19 protein-coding genes are annotated in these 21774 nt (G+C 74.0%); all 19 read left to right on the top strand.

The window, feature by feature from the left end; genetic code table 11:
- Window positions 1–51: 51 nt before the first annotated feature.
- Complete coding sequence (gene fabD / locus OG776_RS41180; protein ID WP_148014844.1) at window positions 52–1020, top strand: ACP S-malonyltransferase; 969 nt, start codon at window positions 52–54, stop codon at window positions 1018–1020.
- A 227-nt stretch (window positions 1021–1247) separates the two neighbouring features.
- Window positions 1248–1670 (top strand): acyl carrier protein, encoded by a 423-nt coding sequence (locus OG776_RS41185; protein WP_261995124.1) that lies wholly within the window; start codon window positions 1248–1250, stop codon window positions 1668–1670.
- Between the two features lie 167 nt (window positions 1671–1837).
- Complete coding sequence (locus OG776_RS41190; RefSeq protein ID WP_148015007.1) at window positions 1838–2605, top strand: SDR family NAD(P)-dependent oxidoreductase; 768 nt, start codon at window positions 1838–1840, stop codon at window positions 2603–2605.
- A 32-nt stretch (window positions 2606–2637) separates the two neighbouring features.
- Entirely contained in the window at window positions 2638–3090 is a 453-nt protein-coding gene (locus OG776_RS41195) for a 3-hydroxylacyl-ACP dehydratase (RefSeq protein ID WP_148015008.1), read from the top strand.
- Window positions 3087–4364, top strand: coding sequence for a beta-ketoacyl-[acyl-carrier-protein] synthase family protein (locus OG776_RS41200; RefSeq protein ID WP_148015009.1), 1278 nt, complete (start codon window positions 3087–3089; stop codon window positions 4362–4364). Before OG776_RS41195 ends, OG776_RS41200 begins: the two co-directional genes overlap by 4 nt.
- Complete coding sequence (locus tag OG776_RS41205; protein ID WP_329318158.1) at window positions 4361–4879, top strand: hydroxymyristoyl-ACP dehydratase; 519 nt, start codon at window positions 4361–4363, stop codon at window positions 4877–4879. The genes OG776_RS41200 and OG776_RS41205 overlap by 4 nt, the downstream gene beginning before the upstream one ends.
- Complete coding sequence (locus OG776_RS41210) at window positions 4876–6165, top strand: beta-ketoacyl-[acyl-carrier-protein] synthase family protein (protein ID WP_329318156.1); 1290 nt, start codon at window positions 4876–4878, stop codon at window positions 6163–6165. Before OG776_RS41205 ends, OG776_RS41210 begins: the two co-directional genes overlap by 4 nt.
- Before the next feature lie 314 nt (window positions 6166–6479).
- The gene (locus OG776_RS41215; protein WP_148014764.1) at window positions 6480–8840 is read left to right on the top strand and encodes a beta-ketoacyl-[acyl-carrier-protein] synthase family protein; all 2361 of its coding nucleotides are present in this window, start codon (window positions 6480–6482) and stop codon (window positions 8838–8840) included.
- A gap of 2 nt (window positions 8841–8842) precedes the next feature.
- Window positions 8843–9967, top strand: coding sequence for a 3-oxoacyl-ACP synthase III family protein (locus tag OG776_RS41220; protein WP_329318153.1), 1125 nt, complete (start codon window positions 8843–8845; stop codon window positions 9965–9967).
- A 68-nt stretch (window positions 9968–10035) separates the two neighbouring features.
- Entirely contained in the window at window positions 10036–10905 is an 870-nt protein-coding gene (locus OG776_RS41225) for an ester cyclase (protein ID WP_329318151.1), read from the top strand.
- Window positions 10906–11760: 855 nt separating this feature from the next.
- Entirely contained in the window at window positions 11761–12753 is a 993-nt protein-coding gene (locus OG776_RS41230; RefSeq protein ID WP_148014876.1) for an aldo/keto reductase, read from the top strand.
- 31 nt (window positions 12754–12784) lie between these two features.
- Window positions 12785–13981 carry a phytoene desaturase family protein gene (locus tag OG776_RS41235; RefSeq protein WP_329318148.1) on the top strand — a complete coding sequence of 399 codons (1197 nt, stop codon included), beginning with the start codon at window positions 12785–12787 and terminating at the stop codon, window positions 13979–13981.
- Window positions 13982–14024: 43 nt separating this feature from the next.
- Window positions 14025–14681, top strand: a complete 657-nt coding sequence (locus OG776_RS41240) for a thermostable hemolysin (RefSeq protein ID WP_148014878.1) — start codon at window positions 14025–14027, stop codon at window positions 14679–14681.
- A complete protein-coding gene (locus OG776_RS41245) occupies window positions 14671–16296 on the top strand; it encodes an AMP-binding protein (protein WP_329318145.1) in 1626 nt (541 codons plus the stop codon). Before OG776_RS41240 ends, OG776_RS41245 begins: the two co-directional genes overlap by 11 nt.
- Complete coding sequence (locus tag OG776_RS41250; RefSeq protein WP_329318143.1) at window positions 16293–17201, top strand: TauD/TfdA family dioxygenase; 909 nt, start codon at window positions 16293–16295, stop codon at window positions 17199–17201. The genes OG776_RS41245 and OG776_RS41250 overlap by 4 nt, the downstream gene beginning before the upstream one ends.
- 82 nt (window positions 17202–17283) lie before the next feature.
- Complete coding sequence (locus tag OG776_RS41255) at window positions 17284–18762, top strand: MFS transporter (RefSeq protein WP_329318141.1); 1479 nt, start codon at window positions 17284–17286, stop codon at window positions 18760–18762.
- Between the two features lie 42 nt (window positions 18763–18804).
- On the top strand, window positions 18805–19374 hold the full coding sequence (locus tag OG776_RS41260; RefSeq protein ID WP_329318139.1) for a cupin domain-containing protein: 570 nt from the start codon (window positions 18805–18807) through the stop codon (window positions 19372–19374).
- A 133-nt stretch (window positions 19375–19507) separates the two neighbouring features.
- Window positions 19508–19978: an ester cyclase gene (locus OG776_RS41265; RefSeq protein ID WP_148014789.1), complete on the top strand. Its 471-nt coding sequence runs from the start codon at window positions 19508–19510 to the stop codon at window positions 19976–19978.
- A 242-nt stretch (window positions 19979–20220) separates the two neighbouring features.
- Complete coding sequence (locus tag OG776_RS41270) at window positions 20221–21723, top strand: DHA2 family efflux MFS transporter permease subunit (protein WP_148014790.1); 1503 nt, start codon at window positions 20221–20223, stop codon at window positions 21721–21723.
- Window positions 21724–21774: the final 51 nt, after the last annotated feature.

The raw sequence follows: 21774 nt of genomic DNA on the forward strand, positions 1-21774 counted from the left end.
TCGATGACCTTTCTCCGGCGTCTTCTTCGACTCAGTGAGGCAGGAACGGGGATGATCGACAATTTCTTCACGATGTTTCCCGGGCAGGGCTCGCAGCGCGCGGGCATGGCCGGGCATCTGCTGCGTGAGCACCCCCGCACCGCCGGACGCGTCCTGGCGCGCGCGCAGGACGCCACCGGCCTGCCGCTGACCGCGCTGTGCAGCACGGCGGGGGAGGAGGAGCTCGCCCCGACCGAGATCGCGCAGCCCGCCATCGTCGCCACCAGCCTCGCGGTCCTCGAAGTGCTGCGCGAGGAGGCCGGGTTCGTGCCGGCCGTGGTCGCCGGGCACAGCCTGGGCGAGTACACGGCACTGGTCGCCGCCGGGGTGCTGGGCGCCGACGACGCGCTGCGCCTGGTGCGCCGCCGCGGCGAGCTGATGGCCGGGGTCGCGCGCCGTGACGGCGGGTCGATGACGGCCGTGCTGGGCCTGGACCCCGGCCGGATCGAGGAGATCTGCGCCGGCTGCGCCCCGCTGGGCGTGGTGGAGATCGCCAACTACAACGAGCCGGGCCAGACGGTCGTCTCCGGGCAGCACGCCGCGGTCGAGGAGGCCGGCCGCCGGGCGCTGGCGGCGGGCGCCGAACGGGTGGTCGCGCTGAAGGTGTCGGCCCCCTTCCACTGCTCGCTGATGCGGGCGATCGAGGACGAGTTCGCCGCCGAACTGGAGCACGTCGCCTTCGCCGCGCCCCGGCTGCCCGTGATCAGCTCGGTCACCGGCACCCGGGTGCGTGACGGCGCCCACGCCCGCGATCTGCTGCGCCGTCAGCTGGCCGGTCCGGTGCGCTGGGTGGACGTGCTGGGCGCGGCGGCCGCGCTGGGGACGGGCGGCTGCCTGGAGGTCGGCCCCGGCCGGGTGCTGAGCGGCTTCGCCAACCGCACCGGCGTCCACTCCCTGGTGCGCAGCACCCACGACGCACGCCGTGTCGCCGCGCTGCTGCGCGAGCTGGGACAGGAGTCCGCGCCCGGCGCCGCCGCCTGACACCCCGCCCGCCTCCCTCCCGCTCCCCGGCCTCCGCCCCTTCCGACCCCTCCGACCCTTCCGACCCCTCCGATCCGCCCGGCCCTCTCCGTCCCGTCCCTTCCGTCCTCCTGTCCCTGTCGTCCTTCGTCGTCATCCGGTCCTTCTTCTTCATCCCGTTCCCGTCCCTCCGGTGCCGGCCTTCGGTGCCGGCGCCGCGGAGCGACCCATCCGAAAGGCAGCCAACGGTGTCCGAAACCCTGACTCCCACCTCGACCGACTACTTCTCCGCGGTCCAGGCCGCCATCGCCGACGCCCTGGGCATCGACGAGTCCGAGGCGGTTGCCGAGGCCACCCTGCTCGGGCAGCTCGGCGCCGAGTCGATCGACCTGCTCGACATCCTCTTCCGCATCGAGCGCGCCACCAAGGTGAAGATCACCGTGGCCGACATCGCCGCCCTGCTCCAGGGCGGCATCCCCGACGAGGAGTTCGGTGACGAGAACGAGGTCGTCAACGACACGGGCCTCACCCACCTGGAGAAGGTCCTGCCGCAGTTCGACCGCAGCCAGCTCGCCGAGCCGCTGACCGCCGAGGGCGTGCTGGGCCTGTTCACCGTGCAGAACCTCACCGACCTGCTGACCGAGCGGGCCGCGGCGCAGAACGCCGCCTGACCGCTCCGTCCGGCCGGTGGCGCGCGGGCCGAAGGCGTCCCGCGCACCACCCGCACCCCGGCCGGCCGCCCGTCGCGTCCCGGGCGGCCGCCCGGCCGGGACACGGCCCCGGTCCGCGCGGGCCCCGGCGCCGCCGCCCACCTCGTAGCAGAAACGGGAAGAGACAGATGAAGCTGAAGGACCGCACCGCCCTGGTCACCGGTGCCTCACGCGGCATCGGCCGGGCCATCGCCCTGGCCCTGGCCGAGCAGGGCGCGGCCGTCGCCGTCAACTACCGCTCCCGGCAGGAGGACGCCGCCGCGGTCGTCAAGGAGATCGAGACCGCCGGCGGCCGGGCCGTGGCCGTCGGCGCCGACGTCGCCGACCCGCAGCAGGCCGCCCGCCTGGTCCAGGAGGCCACCCGCCACCTCGGCTCCCTCGACATCCTCGTCAACAACGCGGGCACCAGCGACGACGGTCTCATCTACGACGCGCCGCCGGACGCCTGGCTGAACGTCATGAAGGTCAACTTCGGCGGCGCCTACCACTGCACACACGCCGTCCTGGAGCAGTTCATGGCCCACGGCGACGCCACGATCGTCAACATCTCCTCGGCGATGGGCGAACGCGGCTGGATCGGCCAGGCCAACTACTCCGCCTCCAAAGGAGCGTTGAACTCCTTCACCCGCTGCGCGGCGATCGAGCTCGCCCGCTTCGGCGTGCGCGTCAACGCGGTCCTGGCCGGCTTCACCCCGACCGACCTGGTGGAGGGGGTGATGCAGCGCGACGGCGGCCGCAGCATCAAGCGGCAGATACCGCTGCGCCGTTTCGCCACCGTCGAGCAGGTCGCGGCGGCGGCGGTGTTCCTGGCCGGACCCGACTCCGGCTACACCACCGGCGAACTGCTCAGCGTCGACGGCGGGTTCTCCGCCCAGCTGGGCACCGGCCGTCCGTGACGGACCGTGAGGGAACGGAAGAAGAGACGACGATGCGATTCCATCTGATCGACCGGATCGAGACCTTCACGCCGCGGGAGCACATCACCGCGCGCAAGGTCACCTCCGTCGACGAGAGCTACTGGCAGGACACCGGGAGCGGACCGGCCATGCCCTTCGGACTGGCCCTGGAGGCGCTGTGCCAGTCGGCGACCTGGCTGATCATGCTCTCCACCGACCACCGGCTGCGTGCCGCGCTCCTCGCCGTCGGCGAGGCCACCGCGCACCGCGCCGTCCGCCCCGGAGAGGTGCTGCGCATGCGGGCCACCATCGAGTCGATGACCGAGGAGGCCGCCCTCCTGGACGGCACCGTGACCGCGGACGGCGAGGACGTCCTGAGCGCCGGCGGCATCCTGTGCGCGCTCATCGACGCCGAACGCCTCGACGACCCCGCCGACACCCGGCGCATGGCGCACCAGCTGCAGGGCGGAGGGCCGGTGGGATGACCCGTGTAGCCATCACCGGAGTGGGGGCCGTCACCCCGCTCGGCAACGACGCCGAGAGCACCTGGCAGGCACTGGCCGCCGGCCGCAGCGGCGTCGGCAGACTCACCACCTTCGACGCCTCCGGCTTCCCGGTGCGCATCGCCGCCCAGGTCAAGGACTTCGACGCGGCCACGGCGATCCCCGCCCGGGTGGGACGCAAACACCTTTCCCGCGTCGGCCAGTTCGGCGTCGCGGCCGCCTGGGAGGCGCTGCGCAACGCGGGCGCCGACGAACTCGGCGAGGACGTGTACCCCTTCGACGAGCGCGGCGTCGCCATGGGCGCCAGCGTCGGCCGGCCCGAACTGCAGGCCCTCCTCGACGTCGGCCACCTGCGCGCCACCACCGGCCGCCCCGACGCCTTCCTGTGCCACCCGCCGGCCGTCACCCTGACCGACGACCAGAACGTGCCGCTGAGCGCCATGGCCCGGATGATGTCCGCGACCGGGCCGATGATCGGCATCTCCACCGCCTGCTCCGGCTCCGGGCACGCCATCGGCGAGGCCTTCCGCGCCATCCAGGAGGGCGACGCCCAGCTGATGGTCGCCGGCGGCTACGACTCCCTGACCACCTGGCTCGACCTGCTCGGCTTCAGCCTGCTGGGCGCCCTGACCGACCGCCACAACGACGACCCCGAGCACGCCTCACGGCCCTTCGACGCCGACCGCTCCGGCTTCGTGGTCGGCGAGGGCGCCGTCGCCGTGGTCCTGGAGGACCTGGACGCCGCCCGCGAGCGCGGCGCACCCGTCCTCGGCGAGGTCCTCGGCTACGGCTCCACCCTCAACGCCTGGCGCATCACCGACTCACCGCCCGACGGCTCCGGCGCGATCCAGGCCATGCAGGCCGCACTGGCCGAGTCCGGCGTGGGCACCGGCGGCATCGACTACGTCGTCGCGCACGGCACCAGCACCCACGGCAACGACCAGTCCGAGACCGTCGCCATCAAGAAGGTCTTCGCCGACGACGCCCACCGCCTGGTCGTCAGCGCCCCCAAGTCGATGGCCGGCCACCTCACCTCCGCCAGCCTGGGCCTGGGCGTACTGGCCGCGCTCGGCGCGATCCGCCACCGCCTGGTCCCGCCCACCGTCAACCTCGACCAGCCCGACCGCGGCCTCGACCTCGACTACGTACCGCACACCGCCCGCCCGATGCCGGTGGACGCGGCCCTCATCAACGCGTTCGCGTTCGGCGGCAGCAACACCAGCCTCGTCATCGGCGCCCCGCGGGAGGACACATGACCACCACCGCCCCCCGGACCGGCGCCGCCCCCGCGCGCACGGCCCCCGGGCAGACCACCGCCGACGACGCCGCTGCCGTGCGGGCCGCCGCCCTCACCCGGGCACAGGCGCGGGCCGCCGGCGCCCAGGCGGTGCCGGCCTTCGACCGGCTGCTGGAACTCGTGGAGGGCGAACGGGCCGTGGCCGTCCGCAACGTGCCCGCCACCCTGGCCTGCTTCACCGCCCACTTCCCCCGCCACCCCGTCCTGCCCGGCGTCCTGCTGCTGGAGAGCCTCACCGCACTGGCCCGCGCCGCCGCCGGCCCCGGCTCCTGGCACCTGGCCGCCGTGCGCGGGGTGCGCTTCAAGCACTTCGTCGGCCCCGGCGACCAGGTGCACCTCACCGTCGAGGTGAGCCGGCACAGCCCCCGGCAGACCGAATGCCGGGCCACCGCCCGGGTCGGGGACCGGGTGGTCGCCACCGTCCGCGCCCTGACCCTGGCCGGCGCCACCACGACCCGGGAGGGCACAGCATGAGCGAGCAGCGCCGCCGCGTGATGGTCACCGGCATCGGCCTGATGACCGCGATCGGCCAGAGCGCCGCCGAGACCTGGGACAGCCTGCTGGAGGGCCGCTGCGGCATCGGCCCGCTGCGCGCCTACGACCCGGCCCCGCTGCGCACCGGCATCGGCGCCGAGATCCACGGCTTCGACCCCGCCCAGTGGGCCGGCCGGCGCACCCTGCGCATGCTGTGCCGCGGCGACCAGCTGGCCCTGGCCGGCGCCACCCTCGCCCTGCGCGACGCGGGCCTGGACGGCGAGAGCGACCTGGGACAGCGCACCGGGCTCTTCCTCGGCAGCAACAAGGAAATGCCCCGCATGGACGAACTCATCACCCAGCTCCAGGCCGTCCGCGCCGACGACGGCACCCCCGACCTGCACCTGCTGGGCCGCACCGCCTCCTCGGTGGTCGCCCCGCTGTTCTTCGTCGAGGGACTGCAGCCCGCCGCCGCCTTCCACATCTCCGAGAAGTACGGCATCCGCGGCGCCAACGCCTACTTCGCCGGCACCGCCGACTCCGGCGCGATGGCCATCGGCCGCGCCATGCGCACCGTACGCCGCGGCGAGGCCGACGTCGTCCTCGCCGGCGGCTACGACGACGCCACCGGCTGGTGGGCGATGTCCAAGATGGACGGCCTCGGCGTCCTGAGCACCCGCACCGACCTCGGCCAGGAAGCCTTCCGCCCCTTCGACCGCGACCGCTCCGGCTCCGTGTTCGGCGAGGGCGCCGCCCTCCTCGTCCTGGAGGAACGCGGACACGCCCTGGCCCGCGGCGCCCACTGCTACGCCGAGGTCACCGGATTCGGCGCCGGCAACGACTGCGTCCGCCCGCCCAGCCCCCAGCCCCGCGCCCGCGGCCTGGCCCGCGCGATCGGCCGCGCCCTGCGCGACGCCGAACGCCCCTTCCCCGACGGCGGATACATCGCCGCACACGGCTGCGCCACCCTGCAGGGCGACGCCAGCGAGACCGTCGCCCTGCACGACGCCCTCGGCACCGCCGCCAAGTCCGCCCAGATCAGCAGCGTCAAACCGCAGACCGGCCACCTGGTCGGCGGCGCCGGCGCACTCAACGCGGCCGTCGCCGCGCTCGCCCTGGACAGCGGCACCGTGCCCGCCACCCTCAACCTGCACCGCCCCGCCCCCGAGTGCGACCTCGACTACGTCCCGCTCAGCCCCCGCCACACCCGCCCCGACAGCGCCCTCGCCCTGGCCCGCGGCCTGGAAGGGCAGGCCGTCGCCGTCGCCCTGGGACGGCCCTCGTGACCCGGCAACCCGACACCCCCGCCACACCCCGCACCGCACCGGCACCCGCCACACCCCACACCGCACCGGCACCCGGCACACCCCACACCACACGGACCCCCGCCGCACCCGCCTCACCCGCGGCCCCCGACACCACCGACACAGCCCGCACAGCCGGTGCGGCCGGTCCGTCCGCGACATCCGCCGTGCCTGCCCCGCCCGCCGTGCCTGTCGCACCCGCCGCGCCGGGCATGCCTGGCACGCCCGTGACACCCGCGATACCCGCAACAGCTGGAATGCCCGCACCACACGGCATCCCCGAAAGGAGTGCGGCCATGACCGACGTCTACGACCACGACACCCGGCCGGACGCCGCGGCCCGGCCCCGGACCGTGGTGGTCTGCGGCATCGGCGCCGTGACCGCCCAGGGCGAGGGCGCCACGGCGCTGTGGGAGGGCATCCGGGCCGGGCATTCCGCCATCGGCCCGGTACGCGGCATGCCGATGGACGGCTACGGCACGGCCATCGGCGGCGAGGTGCGCAACCCCTCCCGGCCCGCCTACGACTACCTCGCCTCCTTCGGCGGCCGCGAACGCGAACCGGCGATGGACTTCGCGCTGACCGCCGCCCAGGAGGCGATGGCCGGCGCCGGCCTCGCCTCGCTGCCCGCCGAACGCTGGGGCGTCGCCTTCGGCTCCTGCAACGGAGGCCTGCGCACCGCCGAGAAACTCGCCCGCCGCAGCCGCGAGGGCACCGCGCCCCCCGACGACGGCCGGCACTACCTGCTGGTGCCCCCGCAGGCCATCGCCGAGGCACTCAGCAGCGCCTTTTCCCTCAAGGGCCCCGCACTGAGCGTCAACACCGCCTGCGCCTCCGGCGCCCACGCCATCGCCCACGCCGCCGAGGCGATCTCCGCCGGCCGCGCGGACGCGATGCTCGCCGGCGGCAGCGACGCCTTCACCGAGACCGCCTTCGCCGGCTTCACCAGCCTGCAGTCCCTGTCCACCAAGCCCGCCGCCCCCTACTCCAAGGACCGCGACGGCCTCTCCCTCGGCGAGGGCGCCGGCATGCTGGTCCTCGCCGAGGAGTCCGTGGCACGCGCCGCCGGCGCCCCCATCCTCGCCGAGGTCCTGGGCTACGGCCTGTCCGCCGACGGCTACCACGCCACCGCCCCGCACCCCGAGGGCGAAGGCGCCGCCCGCGCCATCCGCGGCGCCCTGAAGGCCGCCGGCATCACCCCGCAGGACGTCGGCTACATCAACGGCCACGGCACCGGTACCCCCAAGAACGACTCCGCCGAGTCCAACGCCGTGCGCGCCGCGTTCGGCGAGGCCGCCGACAAGACCGCGCTCAGCAGCTCCAAGTCGATGATCGGCCACCTGCTCGGCGCGGCCGGCGCGGTCGAGGCCATCGTCACCGTCCAGGCCCTCGTCGAACAGACCGCCCCGCCGACCGCCAACTTCACCGGCACCGACCCCAAATGCGGACTCGACGCCGTCCCCGACACCGGCCGCGAACTGGCCATGAACGCCGCCCTGTCCAACAACTTCGCCTTCGCCGGCGCCAACGCCTGCGTCGCCTTCGGCTGGCCGTCGGGCCGCCGCTTCTCCGTACCGGCCCCGCCCGCCGCGGAGAAGGTCGTCATCACCGGCGGCGCCGCCATCACCGCCGCCGGCGAAGGCCCGGACGCCCTGTGGGAGGCCTGGCAGCGCGGCACACGGCTGGGCGGCGAAGAGGACGGACTGCACGTCGCCCGCGCCGACTTCGACCCCGCCGCCCACATCGGCGCCCGCGACCGCCGCCGCATGGACCGCCTCTCCCAGCTCGCCGTCGCCTCCTGCCGCGCCGCCCTCGCCCACGCGGGACTGGACGCCGACGAACACACCGGCGTCGTCCTGGGCACCGGGCTCGGCCCGATGCGCAGCATCGAGGACTTCCTGCTGCCCGTCCTGGACGGCTGCCCCGCCGAGGGCAGCCCGGCCGTCTTCCCCAACACCGTCTTCAACGCCGCCGCCGGCCAGGTCGCCATGCACGTCGGCGCCAAGGGCCCCACCTCCACCGTGACCACCGGCCACGCGGCCGGCGCCTCCGCCCTGACCGTCGCCCACGACCTGCTGCTGCAGCACCGCGCCGACGCCGTCCTGTGCCCCGCCGTCGAGGACCTCTCCCCGGGCGTCCTGACCGCCTACCGCGGCCTGCCGCTGTTCACCGACACCGGCTACACCCTCGCCGAGGCCGGCATCACCCTGGTCCTGGAACGCGAGTCCAGCGCCCGTGCCCGCGGCGCCCGCATCCTGGCCGAGTTCGCCGGCCACGGCACCGCCGGCGACGCGGCCGGCGTCGGACGCTGGGACGAGGACGGCGACGGCGTCGAACGCGCCATGCACGCGGCCCTCGGCCACGCCGGGGTCCACCCCCGCGACATCACCGCGATCTGGGCCAACGCCGCCGGCCTCACCCGCGCCGACGCCCCCGAGGCACGGGCCACCGGCCGGCTCGCCGCCGCGTCCGGCTGCCCCGTGCACACCCCCAAGCAGACCCTCGGTGAACCCGTCGGCGCGGGCGCCCAGCTCGCCGCCCTCCTCGCCGTCACCGGCTGGCAGCACCACACCACCGCCGGCCCGGTCCTCATCAACAGCTCCTCCCTCGGCGGCACCCACATCAGCCTCGTCCTGCGTCCCGCAACGGAGAACTGACCATGCCCCACACCCCCGCCCCGCCCCCCGCCGAACGCCACGTGTCCGTCCTGGCCACCGGCGCCCACCTGCCCGGCGAGGCCCTCGACAACGACGCCCTGGCCCGCGTCTGCGGACCGCTGCCCGACGACGTCCTGGACGGCATCCAGGTCCAGCGCCGGCACTGGATGACCGACCCCCGCACCGGCGCCCACACCACCAGCACCTCCGCCATGGCGACCGCCGCCGCCCGCCAGGCCCTCGACCGGGCCGGCGTCGGCGCCGACGAGATCGACCTCATCGTCGTCTCCACCGCCAGCCCCGACTACCTGCTGCCCGTCGCCGCCACCTACGTCCAGGAACAACTCGGCCTGGAACGCTGCGCCGTCATCGAGGTCAGGGCCGGCTGCGTCGGCGCCGTCCAAGCCCTCGACATCGCCCGCCGCCTGCTCGCCGACGGCACCTACGCCACCGCCCTGGTCATCGGCGCCGAAGCCGTCTCCCCGCTGCTGGCCCCCGTCTTCCTGGGCCGCGAACCCGAACGCGTACGGATGCGCGACCGCCTGACCGTCTACACCTTCGGCGACGGCGCCGGCGCCATGGTGCTGCGCGCCGGCGAGGAAGGCTCCGCCGCCGGCCGCCCGCGCCCCGTCTTCGCCACCCGCTCCCTGGGCGGCACCCGCAAACCCGGCATGCACATCATCGGCGGCGGCACCGACGCCCCCCTCGCCGAACAGCAGCGCCGCCCCCGCCTCATGGACATCCGCCTCGACATCCCCGGCACCGCCCGCTTCGGCCCCCGCGTCTTCGTCGAGGGCATCCACGACATGCTCCACCGCTCCCGCCTCACCCTCGACGACATCGACGCCTGCGTCCTGCCCGAGGGAAACGCCGAGTACTTCGCCAGCGAGTACGGCACCGCCGGACTGTCCGACGCCGACCGGACCACCCTGAGCAAGACCATCGTGGAGAACCTCACCGACGTCGGCGCCACCGGCTCCGCCGCCGTCCCGCTGGCCCTGGACGCCGGCTGGAGCCAGGGCCGCATCACCCCCGGCGACACCGTCCTGCTCCTCGCCATCGAGGCCAGCCGCTACGTGTACGCGGGCCTCACCCTCACCTGGGACGCCCCCTTCCCCGGCCGGTGACGGGCCCCGGCCCGCCCCCGCCCGCCCCGACCCGCCCCCCGCGGGCGCCGACACCACAAGGATGGAACGTGTCGATACAAGAGACGGTGCGCACCGCACAGAGCGTGGAGGAGCGCAACAAGAAGACCATCCGCCGGGTCTTCGACGCCTTCGTCAACCAGGGCGACTTCTCGGTCGTGGACGAGATCTACAGCCCCGACATGGTCGACCACCAGCCGCTGCCCGGAGCCCCCGAAGGACTCGAAGGAGTCCGCTACACCATCGCCGGCCTGCGCGAGGGCTTCCCCGACCTGCACGTGACCATCCAGGACATGAGCGCCCACGGCGACCACGTCGTCATCCACAACACCTGGCGCGGCACCCACCTCGGCGACTTCCTCGGCGCCGCCCCCACCGGACAGGTCATCGAGTTCAACGGCGTCGTGGTGTGGCGGCTGCTCGACAACGGCCTGATCGCCGAACGCTGGGGCATCGGCGTGGAGTCCAACATGCTCGCCGTGCTCGGCATGCGCCGGCTGGCCCCCGCCGCCCGCACCGCGGCCCGCGCCGCCGCCCGCCGCGCCGTCACCGGCGCCTGCACCCTGCTCACCCTGACCGGCGGCGCCGCCGAAGGCTGGCGCCGCCTGCAGACCGAGCTCGCCGGACCCCGGCTGCACGCCTACGAGACCTCCCGGCGCCGCGCCGGCATCCTCCAGGAGTCCTTCGACCTGCGCCCGCTCGACGGCCACGACGTCCTCGTCCACCAGATCGAAGCCCGCGACCCGCAGGCCGCCGCCCGCCGCCTGCTCACCTCCACCGACCCCTTCGACCAGTGGCTGCGCGAACAGGCCACCGAGATCCTCGGCACCGACCCCTGGTCCCGCCTCGCCGACAGCACCACCACCGGCACGGCCCACACCTGGACCTCCGTCACCACCGAGCTGACCACCGCCGACTGACCGCCGACGGGCGGCCCCAGCCGACCGACCGGCAACCGGCCGCCCCCCCGGCGGCCCGCCCCCGGCGGACGGGCCGCCGGAGCCCGAACCTCGGGGGCCGGTACGCCCGGACCGGTCCCCGCCCGGGCCGACCGGTGACGCGGTGGACGGGCCCGGGGGCCAGGGGAGTGATGCGGTGAACGGCCTCCGCCCGAGGGACACCTCTCCTCGAACGCCTCCGGACCGGGAGCTGAACCCGGTGAACGGGCCCCGGACCACGGGGGATCGACTCCTGCGCGAGGGCCCGCAGGGGTGAACAGGCCTCGGCTCGGCGGAGTCGGCTCCCTGTCCCGGCCGGGATGCCACGGCCAGGGCGGTCCGGGGCGCGCCCGGCAACCGGCGCGGCACCCGACCCGGTGCACCTGAACGGCCCCTGGCCCGGAGGCAGTCGGCGCCCCCGGCGCATGGAGACCGGCCCCCGGCGGGCGGTTTCCCGGATCGCGGAGCCGACGCCCGCAGGCGCCCCCCCGGGCTCAAGGGAACCGGTGCCGGTCAACGGCCCCCCGCCCGAGGGGAGTCGGCGCCCCGGCGCATAAAGACCGGCCCCCGGCGGGCGGTTTCCCGGATCGCGGAGCCGACGCCCGCAGGCGCCCCCGGGGCTCAAGGAAACCGGTGCCGGTCAACAGCCCCCCTGCCGGGGGCAGTCGGCGCCCCCGGCTCCAGGAGTCCCGGACCTGGTGAGCCGGCCGCAGGCCACCCGGCCCCAGTACTTCTCTAGCAAGGGCATCAATACTGTCACTGCTAATTCCCGGGTGGTGCCGGAACCGGCCGTACCCGGGACGGCACCCGCCCGCACGGCTCAGGAAGGAACCGATGATGCGGCAACGAACACTCGGCAGCCAGGGGCCGGCGGTCTCCGAACAGGGACTCGGCTGCATGGGCATGACCTTCGCCTACGGCCCCGCCGACGAGCAGGAGGCCCTGCGCACCGCGCACCGGGCACTGGAACTGGGCGTCACCCTCCTCGACACCGCCGACTTCTACGGCCCGCACAGCAACGAGGAGTTCGTCGCCCGGGTCATCGCCGGCCGCCGCGACGGCGTCGTCGTCTGTTCCAAGGTCGGCAACGAGGTCACCGAGGACGGCACCATCACCGGCCGCCTCAACAACCGCCCCGACTACATCCGTACCGCCGTCGAGGGCACCCTGCGCCGGCTGGGCACCGACCACCTCGACCTGTACTACCTGCACCGCGTCGACCCCGCCGTGCCCGTCGAGGAGTCCGTCGGCGCGCTGGCCGAACTGGTCCAGGCCGGCAAGGTCCGCCACCTCGGCGTGTGCGAGGCGTCCGCCGCCACCATCCGCCGCGCCCACGCCGTGCACCCGCTGGCCGCCGTACAGACCGAGTACTCCCTGTCCACCCGCGACGTCGAGGCCAACGGAGTCCTGGCCACCGTCCGCGAACTGGGCATCGGCTTCGTCGGCTACAGCCCGCTGGGCCGCGGCCTGCTCACCGGCCGCATCCGCAGCCTCGACGGGCTGGCCGAACACGACTTCCGCCGTATCGCGCCCCGCTTCCAGCAGGGCAACCTCGACCAGAACCTGCACGTCGTCGAACGGCTGCAGCACCTGGCCGCGTCCAAGGGCATCACCGCCGGGCAGCTCGCCCTGGCCTGGGTGCTCGCCCAGGGCGACGACGTCATCGCCATCCCCGGCACCAAGCGCGTCCCGTACCTGCAGGAGAACCTCGCCGCGAGCGACGTGACCCTGAGTGCGGACGACCTCAGGGCGCTCGACGAGATCGCCCCCCACGGCTCCACGGTGGGGGACCGCTATCCCGTCGGCGCCATGGCCACGCTCGACGGCTGAACCCCGACCGGCCGCGGACCTTCGAAGACGAGTGAGAGCGACAACCATGGCGAACATCACGATCATCGGCGGCGGACTGGCCGGCCTGACCGCGGCGATCTCCGCCGCCGAACAGGGCGCCCACGTCACCGTCCACGAGGCCCACTCCCACGCGGGCGGCCGCGCCCGCTCCGCCTCCGGCCCCTACGTCACCAACGACGGGCCGCACACCTTCTTCGACAACGGCGACGCCTGGCACTGGCTGCTGCAGCGCGGACTGGCCGGCCGCTACGTACGGCTGTCCTTCCACGAGTGGACCCGGATGCGCTTCCGCCACCAGGGCCGGCTGCGGATGACCCTGCCCGGCGGCTACATGCGGATGACCTGGATGCACCGCGGCATCGACGTCCCCGTCGACCGCTCCTTCCAGGACTGGGCGAGCGAACGCTTCGCCCAGCAGACCGTCGACGAAGCCCTCGGCTTCCTCGGCCCGATCCTCTTCGACGGCGACCCCGGACGCCTCTCCGCGGCCTTCGTGTGGGAACGCCTGCTGCGCGTGGGCACCCCCCGCTTCCCGCTGCCCAGCCGCTACTTCATGGGCGGCTGGGGCGCGCTGATCGCCCGCATGGAACGCGTCGCCCGCGCCCGCGGCGTCGTCATCGAGACCGGCTCCCGGCTGACCGAACTGCCCACCGGCGGACCGGTCATCGTCGCCACCTCCCTCGCCGCCGCCCGCAGCCTGCTCGGCGACGACTCCCTGCAGTGGCCCAGCGGCACCGCCGCCCTGCTCGACATGGCCGTCACCCACTCCAAGAAGGACGGCAACGTCTCCTTCGACATGGACGAGGGCGGCTTCACCTCCCAGTACTCCGACCACGACCCCTCCCTCGCCCCCGAGGGCCAGGCCCTGTTCCAGGGACAGATGCCGATCAGGCCCGGCGAGTCGAAGGCCGACGCGCTGGCCCGGCTGGAGAAACTCTTCGACCTGACCACCCCCGGCTGGCAGCAGCGCATCCTGTGGCGCCGCGAAGGCGTCTCCCGGGGCCGCACCGGCGCCCTCGACCTGCCCGGCCTCAGCTGGCGCGACCGGCCCGCCGTCGACCGCGGGGACGGGGTGTTCCTGGCCGGCGACAGCGTCGCCGCCCCCGGCATCCTCGCCGAGACCTCCATCAACAGCGCCCTGCGGGCCGCGGAACTCGCCCTCAGCGCCCGGCCGGCCGCGCACCACTCCGCGGTGCTCGGGCGATGAGTGAGCCTCGCGTCCCACCCCACCCCGTTAGGGAGCGCAGCACATGAGAATCACCCTGTCCGAGCGCGGCACCCCGGACTGGCAGACCGCCGCGGACCTGGCCCGGCTGGTCTTCGCCAAGCAGTACCGGGCCAGCATCACCCCCGACCCGGACGGCTTCCTCGCCTTCTTCGAGACCGCCGCCGACGGCCAGGAGGAAGTCCTCGCCTGCGCCGGCCTGTCCTTCCCCGAGGAAGAGACCATCCTGCTGGAGCGCTATCTCGACGCGCCCGTCGAAGACGTCATCACCCAGGCCGTCGGCGCCCCCGTCAAACGCTCCCAGGTCCTGCAGATCGGCTCCATCGCCTCCGTACGGGCCGCCGCCGGCGCCGAGATCATCAAAGCGATCCCGCTGATCATGGCCTGCCTGGGCCGCCCGTACGCCGTCATGACGATGACCGGCCGGCTCGCCGCGCTCATGCAGCGCCTCGGCTGCGTCTTCCACCCCCTCGCCGACGCCTCCCTGGAGCGGCTGCCCGCCGACGAACGCGCCTCCTGGGGCACCTACTACGACACCCGGCCCGTCGTCGGCTACGCCGAGGCCGCCGAACAGTCCACCCTGCTGCTGGCCGCCATCGGCCGCTACTGCTTCACCTCGGTCGACATGCGGCTGCTGAGCAACCGCCCGGCACAGCAGGGGGTGCTGACCCGTGCCGCCTGAGACCGCACCCCTGTCCCTGGCCCGCGGACTGCTGCGGCAGGCCGACAGCGACGCCGTCATGGTGCGCGTCCTGGCCGCCGACGGCGGCGAGGGCACCACCCACAGCTACCGCGACCTCCTGCGCACCGCCCTGGCCCTGGCCGCCGACCTCACCGGCCTGGCCCGCACCCTGGGCCGCCCCGCCCGGGTGGGACTGCTCGCCGAGAACTCCCCGGAATGGGTCGTCGCCGACCTCGCCGCCCTGTTCGCCGGCGCCGTGGAGATCCCCGTACCCACCGCCTTCACCGCCCAGCAGGCCGCCTCCCTCCTGGAGAGCGCCGACCTGTGCCTGACCGACACCGCGGGCAGCGCGGCCCTGGCCCGCTGGAGCACCGACACCCCCGACCCCGTCCTGCCCGCCGGCTGCCCCACCACCGCCCTCGACCTGCCCGCCCTGCTCGCCCGGCCCCCCGTCCCGCACCCGCCCGTCCCCGACCACGACGCGGTCGTCAAGGTCATCCACACCTCCGGCACCACCTCCGCCCCCAAAGGCGTACAGATCCGCCGGCACGGCCTGGACGCACTGCTCACCTCGCTGCGCACCCGCACCCGCCCGGCGATCTTCGAGCGGTACCTGTCCATCGTCCCCCTCAGCCTGCTCATCGAACAGGTCGCCGGCCTCTACATGCCCTTCCTGGCAGGCGGTTCGGTCTCCTTCCTGCCCCCCGGCACCGCCCTGGTCGGCACCGCCGCCGACGCCGCACCGCGCATGCTCACCCTGCTGCGAGCGGCCCGCCCCACCGCCCTGGTCGTCCCGCCCACCGTCGCCGGCCTCTTCCTCGCCGTGTGCGACCAGCAGCCCGCCGAGAGCGTCACCGAACGCCACCGGCGGATCTTCGGCCACGACGGCCCGGTCTTCATCGCCTGCGGCGGCGCCCCCGTCCCGCCCGAGATCCTCCAGCGCCTGCACGCCCACGGACTGACCGTCCACGAGGGCTACGGACTGAGCGAGAACTCCTCCGTGGTGTCCTGGAACTTCCCCGGCGAAGTCCGCTTCGGCACCGTCGGCCGCCCCCTGGACCACGTCCACGCCGAACTCGCCGACGACGGTGAACTCCTCATCCGCAGCACCTCCCTGTTCGCCGGCTACACCCGCGAGGACCCCTCCAGCGTCGTCGTCGACGACCAGGGCCGCCTGCACACCGGCGACCTCGCCGAGATCGACGACGACGGCTACCTGCGCATCACCGGACGCAAGAAGAACCTCGTCATCACCGCGGGCGGCCGCAACGTCGCCCCCGAATGGGTCGAGGCCCGCTACCGCGAACTCGGCTTCGTCCGCGAGGCCGCCGTCATCGCCGACGGCCTCGACGACGTGCACGGCCTGTTCGTCATCGACGCCGCCCTCGACCCCGACACCGCCCGCGGCCGCATCACCGAATTCGGCCGGCGCAGGCTCTCCGGCATCGAACGCGCCGCCGTCGTCCACCTCATGTCCGAGGACGACCCCGCCTACGCCACCTGCTTCACCGTCACCGGACGCCCCCGCCGCGACGTCATCCGCCACCACGTCCTCGGCCCGGCCCCCGCCACGGCCGCGGCGTCCCCGAGCAACCAGAACAAGGAGAAGGCATGAGTACGGCTGTGCAGACCACGCCCTACGGCACCGGCAGCGGCCTGCTGGTCCAGCCCGCGGGCCCCGGCGGCCTCGACGCCATCGACCCCAAGGAACTGCGCGACCTCCTCGCCCAGGCCGGGTTCCTGCTGCTGCGCGGTTTCGGCGCCGACATGGACGCCTTCACCGCCCTGGTCCAGAACACCTCCACCTCCACCACCCTCGACCCCGCCCGCGACTTCTACTCCGAGGTCGCCCAGAAGGTCGACGCGGGCTTCGACGAGGTCGGCCTGCACACCGAGAACGGCAACAGCCCCTTCCGCTCCCACCTCGCCTGGTTCTTCTGCGAGAAGGCCGCCTCCACCGGCTCCCAGACCACCGTCTGCGACGGCTACCGCGTCTGGGACGCCCTCAGCGAGCAGGCCCGCACCGCCTTCGCCGCCCAGGACATCGTCTACAGCCGCTACGTCGGCGAACCCCAGTGGCGGGCCATGGCCCACCACCTGCTGGGCCGCACCAAGCCCGCCGACCGGATCCAGGTGAGCGAACTCCTCGCCCTGGCCGGACAGCTGCCCGGCACCGAGATCACCCCCCAGGACGACGGCGGCGTGCGCTACTCCTTCCGCACCCCCGCCGCCGGCCCCACCGTCTTCGGCCCCCGCCCCTCCTTCGCCAACAGCATCCTGGGCCCCTCCTTCAACTACGAGAAGCCCACCATCACCTTCGCCGACACCACCGAACTGCCCGCCCCCCTGCTCGCCGAGGTCGAAGAGGTCACCGCCCGCCTCACCGAGAACCTCGACTGGCAGGACGGCGACGCCGCCGTCATCGACAACACCCGCGTCATGCACGGCCGGCGCGCCATCACCGACCCCGACCGCACCATCTACAACGCCCTCAGCTACATCGAGGCACCCGCCGCCTGACCGGGCCGCCCCCGCCCCGCACACCAGCCCCCAGGGGCGGCGCCGGGGCGGGGCGGGAGACAGACCCGTCCGAGAGGGAGCCATGACCACCGACCACCCCGCCGCCCGCACCCAGGACCGCACCCCCGACACCGACACCGACGCCGCCGCGGCCGACCCGCGCCGCTGGCGCCTGCTCGTCTTCGTCGCCCTCGCCCAGTTCATGGTCCTGCTGGACACCACCGTGGTGAACCTCGCCCTGCCCGCCGTCCAGAGCGACCTCGGCGCCGGCCCCACCGCCATCGAATGGGTCCTGACCTCCTACATCCTGTGCTTCGGCGGCCTCATGCTGCTCGGCGGCCGCACCGCCGACCGCTGGGGCAGACGCCGCACCTTCCTCCTCGGCGCCCTGCTGTTCACCGCCGCCTCCCTGCTGTGCGGCCTCTCCCGCGACGCCGGCCTGCTCATCGCCGCCCGCGCCCTGCAGGGCTGCGGCGCAGCCTTCCTCTCACCCGCCGCGATGTCCCTGGTCACCACCACCTTCCCGCGCGGCCGCGAACGCACCACCGCACTCGCCGTCTGGGCCGCACTCGCCGGCCTCGGCGGCACCCTCGGCGTCATCGCCGGCGGCCTGATCACCGACAGCCTCAGCTGGCGCTGGATCTTCTACATCAACCTCCCCTTCGGCGCCGTCGCCGTCGCCGGCGTCCTGCTGCTCTCCCGCGGCCGCCCCGACACCGCCGTCCGCGGCTCCCGCCCCGACCTGGCCGGCGCCGCCACCGTCACCGCGGGCCTGGCCGCCCTCGTCTACGCCATCGTCAACATCCAGGACCACGGCGCCGCCTCCCCGCCCTACGTCCTCGCCCCGGCCGCCGCCGCCCTCACCCTGCTCGCCGCGTTCCTCCTCATCGAACGCCGCGCCGCCGACCCCCTGCTGCCCCTGCAACTGTTCGCCACCCGCTCCCTGGCCACCGCCGGCCTCGGCCGCGTCCTGACCAGCGCCGTCCAGGCCTCCGTGCTCTTCCTGTGCAGCTACTACCTGCAACGCACCCTCGGCTACTCCACCCTCGCCTCCGGCTTCGCGTTCCTGCCCCTGGGCATCGTCGCCATCCTGGTCACCGCCCCCGCCACCCGCGTCATGCACCGCGCCGGCCCCCGCCCCGTCTACCTCGCCGGCGCCGCCGGCTCCCTGCTCGGCCTGCTCCTGCTCACCCAGGCCCCCGCCCACGGCAACTACCTCCTGCACCTGCTGCCCGCCCTGCTCATCCTGGGCGCCTCCATGCAGTGCTGCGGCATCCCCGTCAACGTGCACGGCGTCTCCGACATCCCGCCCCACCAGCAGGGCATCGCCTCCGGCGTCCTGGTCGCCGCCTTCCAGGTCGGCGCCTCCCTCGGCGTCGCCACCGTCGCCACCAGCGCCCTGACCCGCACCACCAGCGAACTCACCGCCCACACCACCCCCGCCCTGGCCTGGCTGGACGGCCTCCACCTCGGCTTCTGGATCGCCGCCGGCATCGGCGTCCTCAACCTCCTCACCGCCTGCTTCGGACTGCCCCGCCACCCCACCACCCGCACCGCCTGACCCACCCCGCCACCCCCCTCACCGGACGAGAAGAGGCACCCGATGGCCCGCCCCGGAGACACCCTGCGCCTCGGCAAGGACACCCTCACCTTCCTGACCACCGCCGCCGAGACCGGCGGCGCCTACGTCGAGGTCGCCGTCGAATACGCGCCCGCCGTCATCAAACCGCCCCAGCACTACCACCCCCGCCAGACCGAACACATGCGCCTGGAAAGCGGCCGCCTGAGCCTCCAACTCGACGGCACCCTCCACGAGTACGAGCCCGGCGCCGACTTCCACATCCCCCCGGGCGCCGTCCACTCCATGTGGAACCCCGGACCCGACACCACCCGCGTCATCTGGCGCACCACCCCCGCCTACCAGACCGAAACCGTCTTCGAGACCCTGTGGGGACTGACCAACGAAGGCCGGCTGCGCCCCGACGGCACCCCCCGCCTGCAGATGCCGCTGCTCGCCCTCGCCTTCCGCGACGAGTACCGCGTCGTCACCGGCCGCCCCTTCCCCCTCGACATGGGCCTGTGCCTGCTCCTCGCCCCGCTCGGCCTGGCCTGCGGCTACCGCCCCACCTACCGCCCGCCCCAGGACACCCCCCGCCTCCAGCCCACCGCCTGAACCGGCCCCGCACCAAGAGGCCCCGCACCAAGAGGCCCCGCACCAGGCGGTTCGAGCCGGAAACGAGGCCCGAGCGAGCGCGCCGCCCTAGCGTCGGCGGCAACCGAACAGGCCGATGCGTGGAGGAATGGTCATGGCCACCGAAGCACACGAATTCACCCTGCCCGGCGCGGATCTCCCGCAGCCCGACGCCGAACTGCGCAAGAAGCGCGAGGCGGTCGTCCTGCAGCACACGGTCGCCGAGATCGCCTGGGACATCGACGGCGTGCTGGCCACCTTCCCGCGCGGCGGCGTCTACCGCATCCAGGCCTTCGAAGAAGGACCGCTGATCGGTGAAGAAGCCATCAAGAAGGGCTACTTCGCCGAACTCAAGGCCGCCTTCCCCGACCTGGAGCACGACCTGCACCACGTCCACCACACCCCCACCGCGGTGATCCTGGAGGCCCAGGCACGCGGCAAGCAGCACGCCGACTGGCGCGGCATACCCAACCGGGGCAAGTCCATCGACGCCCCCGTCGCCGTCTTCTTCCACTTCGACGGCGACGTCCTCGTCGACGAGACCCTCTACTTCGACATCGCCACCTTCCAGCGCCAGCTCGCCTGACCGGCCCCCGGCCCGGCCGCCCCCGCCGCGGAGCCCGCGCACCCACACCGGTACGCGGGCCCCGCGGCGCCGCCGTGCCCGCCGCGGGGCCCGCGCCCACCGGCGCTCGAGGAGGAGTCGAGTACGCGTCCGTAGCGTCGTCGGCGCCGGACCGGCCCGGTGGCGCCGGGTGCGCCGGCGCAGGCCGGACAGGTCACGGCGAGGAGCATCTCGCACTGACCAGCCTCCAGAAAGGATGCTCGATGAGCACCGTCAACCCCCCATCCCCGGGCGGTGAAACCAAGAGGGTGGTCTTCTGGGCCATCCTCACCACCAGCCTCGCCTCCTTCATGGCGGGACTGGACAACCTCGTCATCATCACGGCGCTGCCCACCATCCGGGAGAAACTCGGCGGCAGCCTCACCGACCTGGAATGGACGGTCAACGCCTACACCCTGTCCTTCGCGGTCCTGATGATGTTCGGCGCCGCCCTCGGCGACCGCTTCGGCCGCCGCAAGGTCTTCAGCCTGGGCCTGCTGCTGTTCACCGCCGCCTCCGCGGCCGCCGCCCTCGCCCCCGGCATCAACGAACTCGTCGCCGCCCGCGCCGTCCAGGGCGTCGGCGCCGCCATCATCATGCCGCTGTCGGTGACCCTGCTGACCGCCGCCGTGCCCGCCGAGAAACGCGGCGCGGCCCTGGGCATCTGGGGCGCCGTCAACGGACTGTCCATCGCCGCCGGCCCGCTGGTGGGCGGCGCCATCGTCGAACACCTGTCCTGGCAGTGGATCTTCTGGCTGAACGTACCCATCGGCCTCGCCCTGGCCCCGCTGTCCTTCCGCAAACTCGCCGAGAGCCGCATCGCCCACTCCCGCCTCGACGCCGTCGGCACCGCCCTGGCCAGCCTCGGCCTGTTCGGCATCGTGCTGGGCCTCATCAAGGGCCACGGCGACGGCTGGACGTCCCCGCAGGTCCTGGGCGCCCTCATCGGCGGCACCGCCGTGATGGCCGTCTTCGTCGCCTGGGAGAACCACACCGAACACCCCATGGTGCCGATGCGCATGTTCCGCAACCGCGCCTTCACCGCGATCAACCTGGCCGGCGCCCTGATGTCCGTCGGCATGTTCGGCGCGATCTTCCTGATGACCCAGTTCCTGCAGAACATCCAGGGCTACACCGCCATGCAGGCCGGCGTCCGCCTGCTGGCCTGGACCGCCATGCCGATGGTCGTCGCCCCCATCGGCGGCATGGTCTCCGACCGCATCGGCGGCAAACCCGTGGTCACCCTCGGCCTCGCCATGATGACCGCCGGCATGGTCTATTGGGCCTTCGTCCTCGAACCGGACGTCTCCTACGCCGCCCAGCTGCCCTCCCTGATGATCTGCGGCGCCGGCATGGCCCTGTTCTACGCCCCGCTGATGAACCTCACCATGGGCTCGGTCGCCGAACACGAACAGGGCATCGCCTCCGGCGTCACCGCCGCCACCCGCGAGGTCGGCGCAGCCCTCGGCGTCGCCCTGCTCGCCTCCATCTTCAGCGCCAACGGCGGCTACGCCTCCCCGCGCGACTTCGTCGACGGCCTCGTCCCCGCCATGTGGGTGGGCGCCGTCGCGGTGGCCCTGGCGACCTTCTCCATGCTGCTCGCCCCCTCCCGCCGGCCGGCCGCCGCGCCCGCCGCCGCCCCGGCCGCGCCGCCCGGCCGGCACCACACCCCGGCCGCCGACCAGCACGCCCCGGCGGGGGAGAACACCCCGGCACCGCTGCACTGACCCGCACACCCACCCGGGGTCCGGGGCCCCACCGGCCGCGGACCCCGTTCC

It is taken from the genome of Streptomyces sp. NBC_01689, from assembly GCF_036250675.1.
Classification (GTDB): domain Bacteria; phylum Actinomycetota; class Actinomycetes; order Streptomycetales; family Streptomycetaceae; genus Streptomyces.

Bases quoted from the DNA above. Each gene is read 5' to 3' on its own strand.
- OG776_RS41210 (WP_329318156.1), top strand. From the start codon at position 4,876: ATGAGCGAGCAGCGCCGCCGCGTGATGGTCACCGGCATCGGCCTGATG.
- OG776_RS41250 (WP_329318143.1), top strand. From the start codon at position 16,293: ATGAGTACGGCTGTGCAGACCACGCCCTACGGCACCGGCAGCGGCCTG.
- OG776_RS41195 (WP_148015008.1), top strand. From the start codon at position 2,638: ATGCGATTCCATCTGATCGACCGGATCGAGACCTTCACGCCGCGGGAG.
- OG776_RS41200 (WP_148015009.1), top strand. From the start codon at position 3,087: ATGACCCGTGTAGCCATCACCGGAGTGGGGGCCGTCACCCCGCTCGGC.
- OG776_RS41255 (WP_329318141.1), top strand. From the start codon at position 17,284: ATGACCACCGACCACCCCGCCGCCCGCACCCAGGACCGCACCCCCGAC.
- OG776_RS41230 (WP_148014876.1), top strand. From the start codon at position 11,761: ATGCGGCAACGAACACTCGGCAGCCAGGGGCCGGCGGTCTCCGAACAG.
- OG776_RS41260 (WP_329318139.1), top strand. From the start codon at position 18,805: ATGGCCCGCCCCGGAGACACCCTGCGCCTCGGCAAGGACACCCTCACC.
- OG776_RS41205 (WP_329318158.1), top strand. From the start codon at position 4,361: ATGACCACCACCGCCCCCCGGACCGGCGCCGCCCCCGCGCGCACGGCC.
- OG776_RS41220 (WP_329318153.1), top strand. From the start codon at position 8,843: ATGCCCCACACCCCCGCCCCGCCCCCCGCCGAACGCCACGTGTCCGTC.
- OG776_RS41270 (WP_148014790.1), top strand. From the start codon at position 20,221: ATGAGCACCGTCAACCCCCCATCCCCGGGCGGTGAAACCAAGAGGGTG.
- fabD (WP_148014844.1), top strand. From the start codon at position 52: ATGATCGACAATTTCTTCACGATGTTTCCCGGGCAGGGCTCGCAGCGC.
- OG776_RS41265 (WP_148014789.1), top strand. From the start codon at position 19,508: ATGGCCACCGAAGCACACGAATTCACCCTGCCCGGCGCGGATCTCCCG.
- OG776_RS41215 (WP_148014764.1), top strand. From the start codon at position 6,480: ATGACCGACGTCTACGACCACGACACCCGGCCGGACGCCGCGGCCCGG.
- OG776_RS41190 (WP_148015007.1), top strand. From the start codon at position 1,838: ATGAAGCTGAAGGACCGCACCGCCCTGGTCACCGGTGCCTCACGCGGC.
- OG776_RS41240 (WP_148014878.1), top strand. From the start codon at position 14,025: ATGAGAATCACCCTGTCCGAGCGCGGCACCCCGGACTGGCAGACCGCC.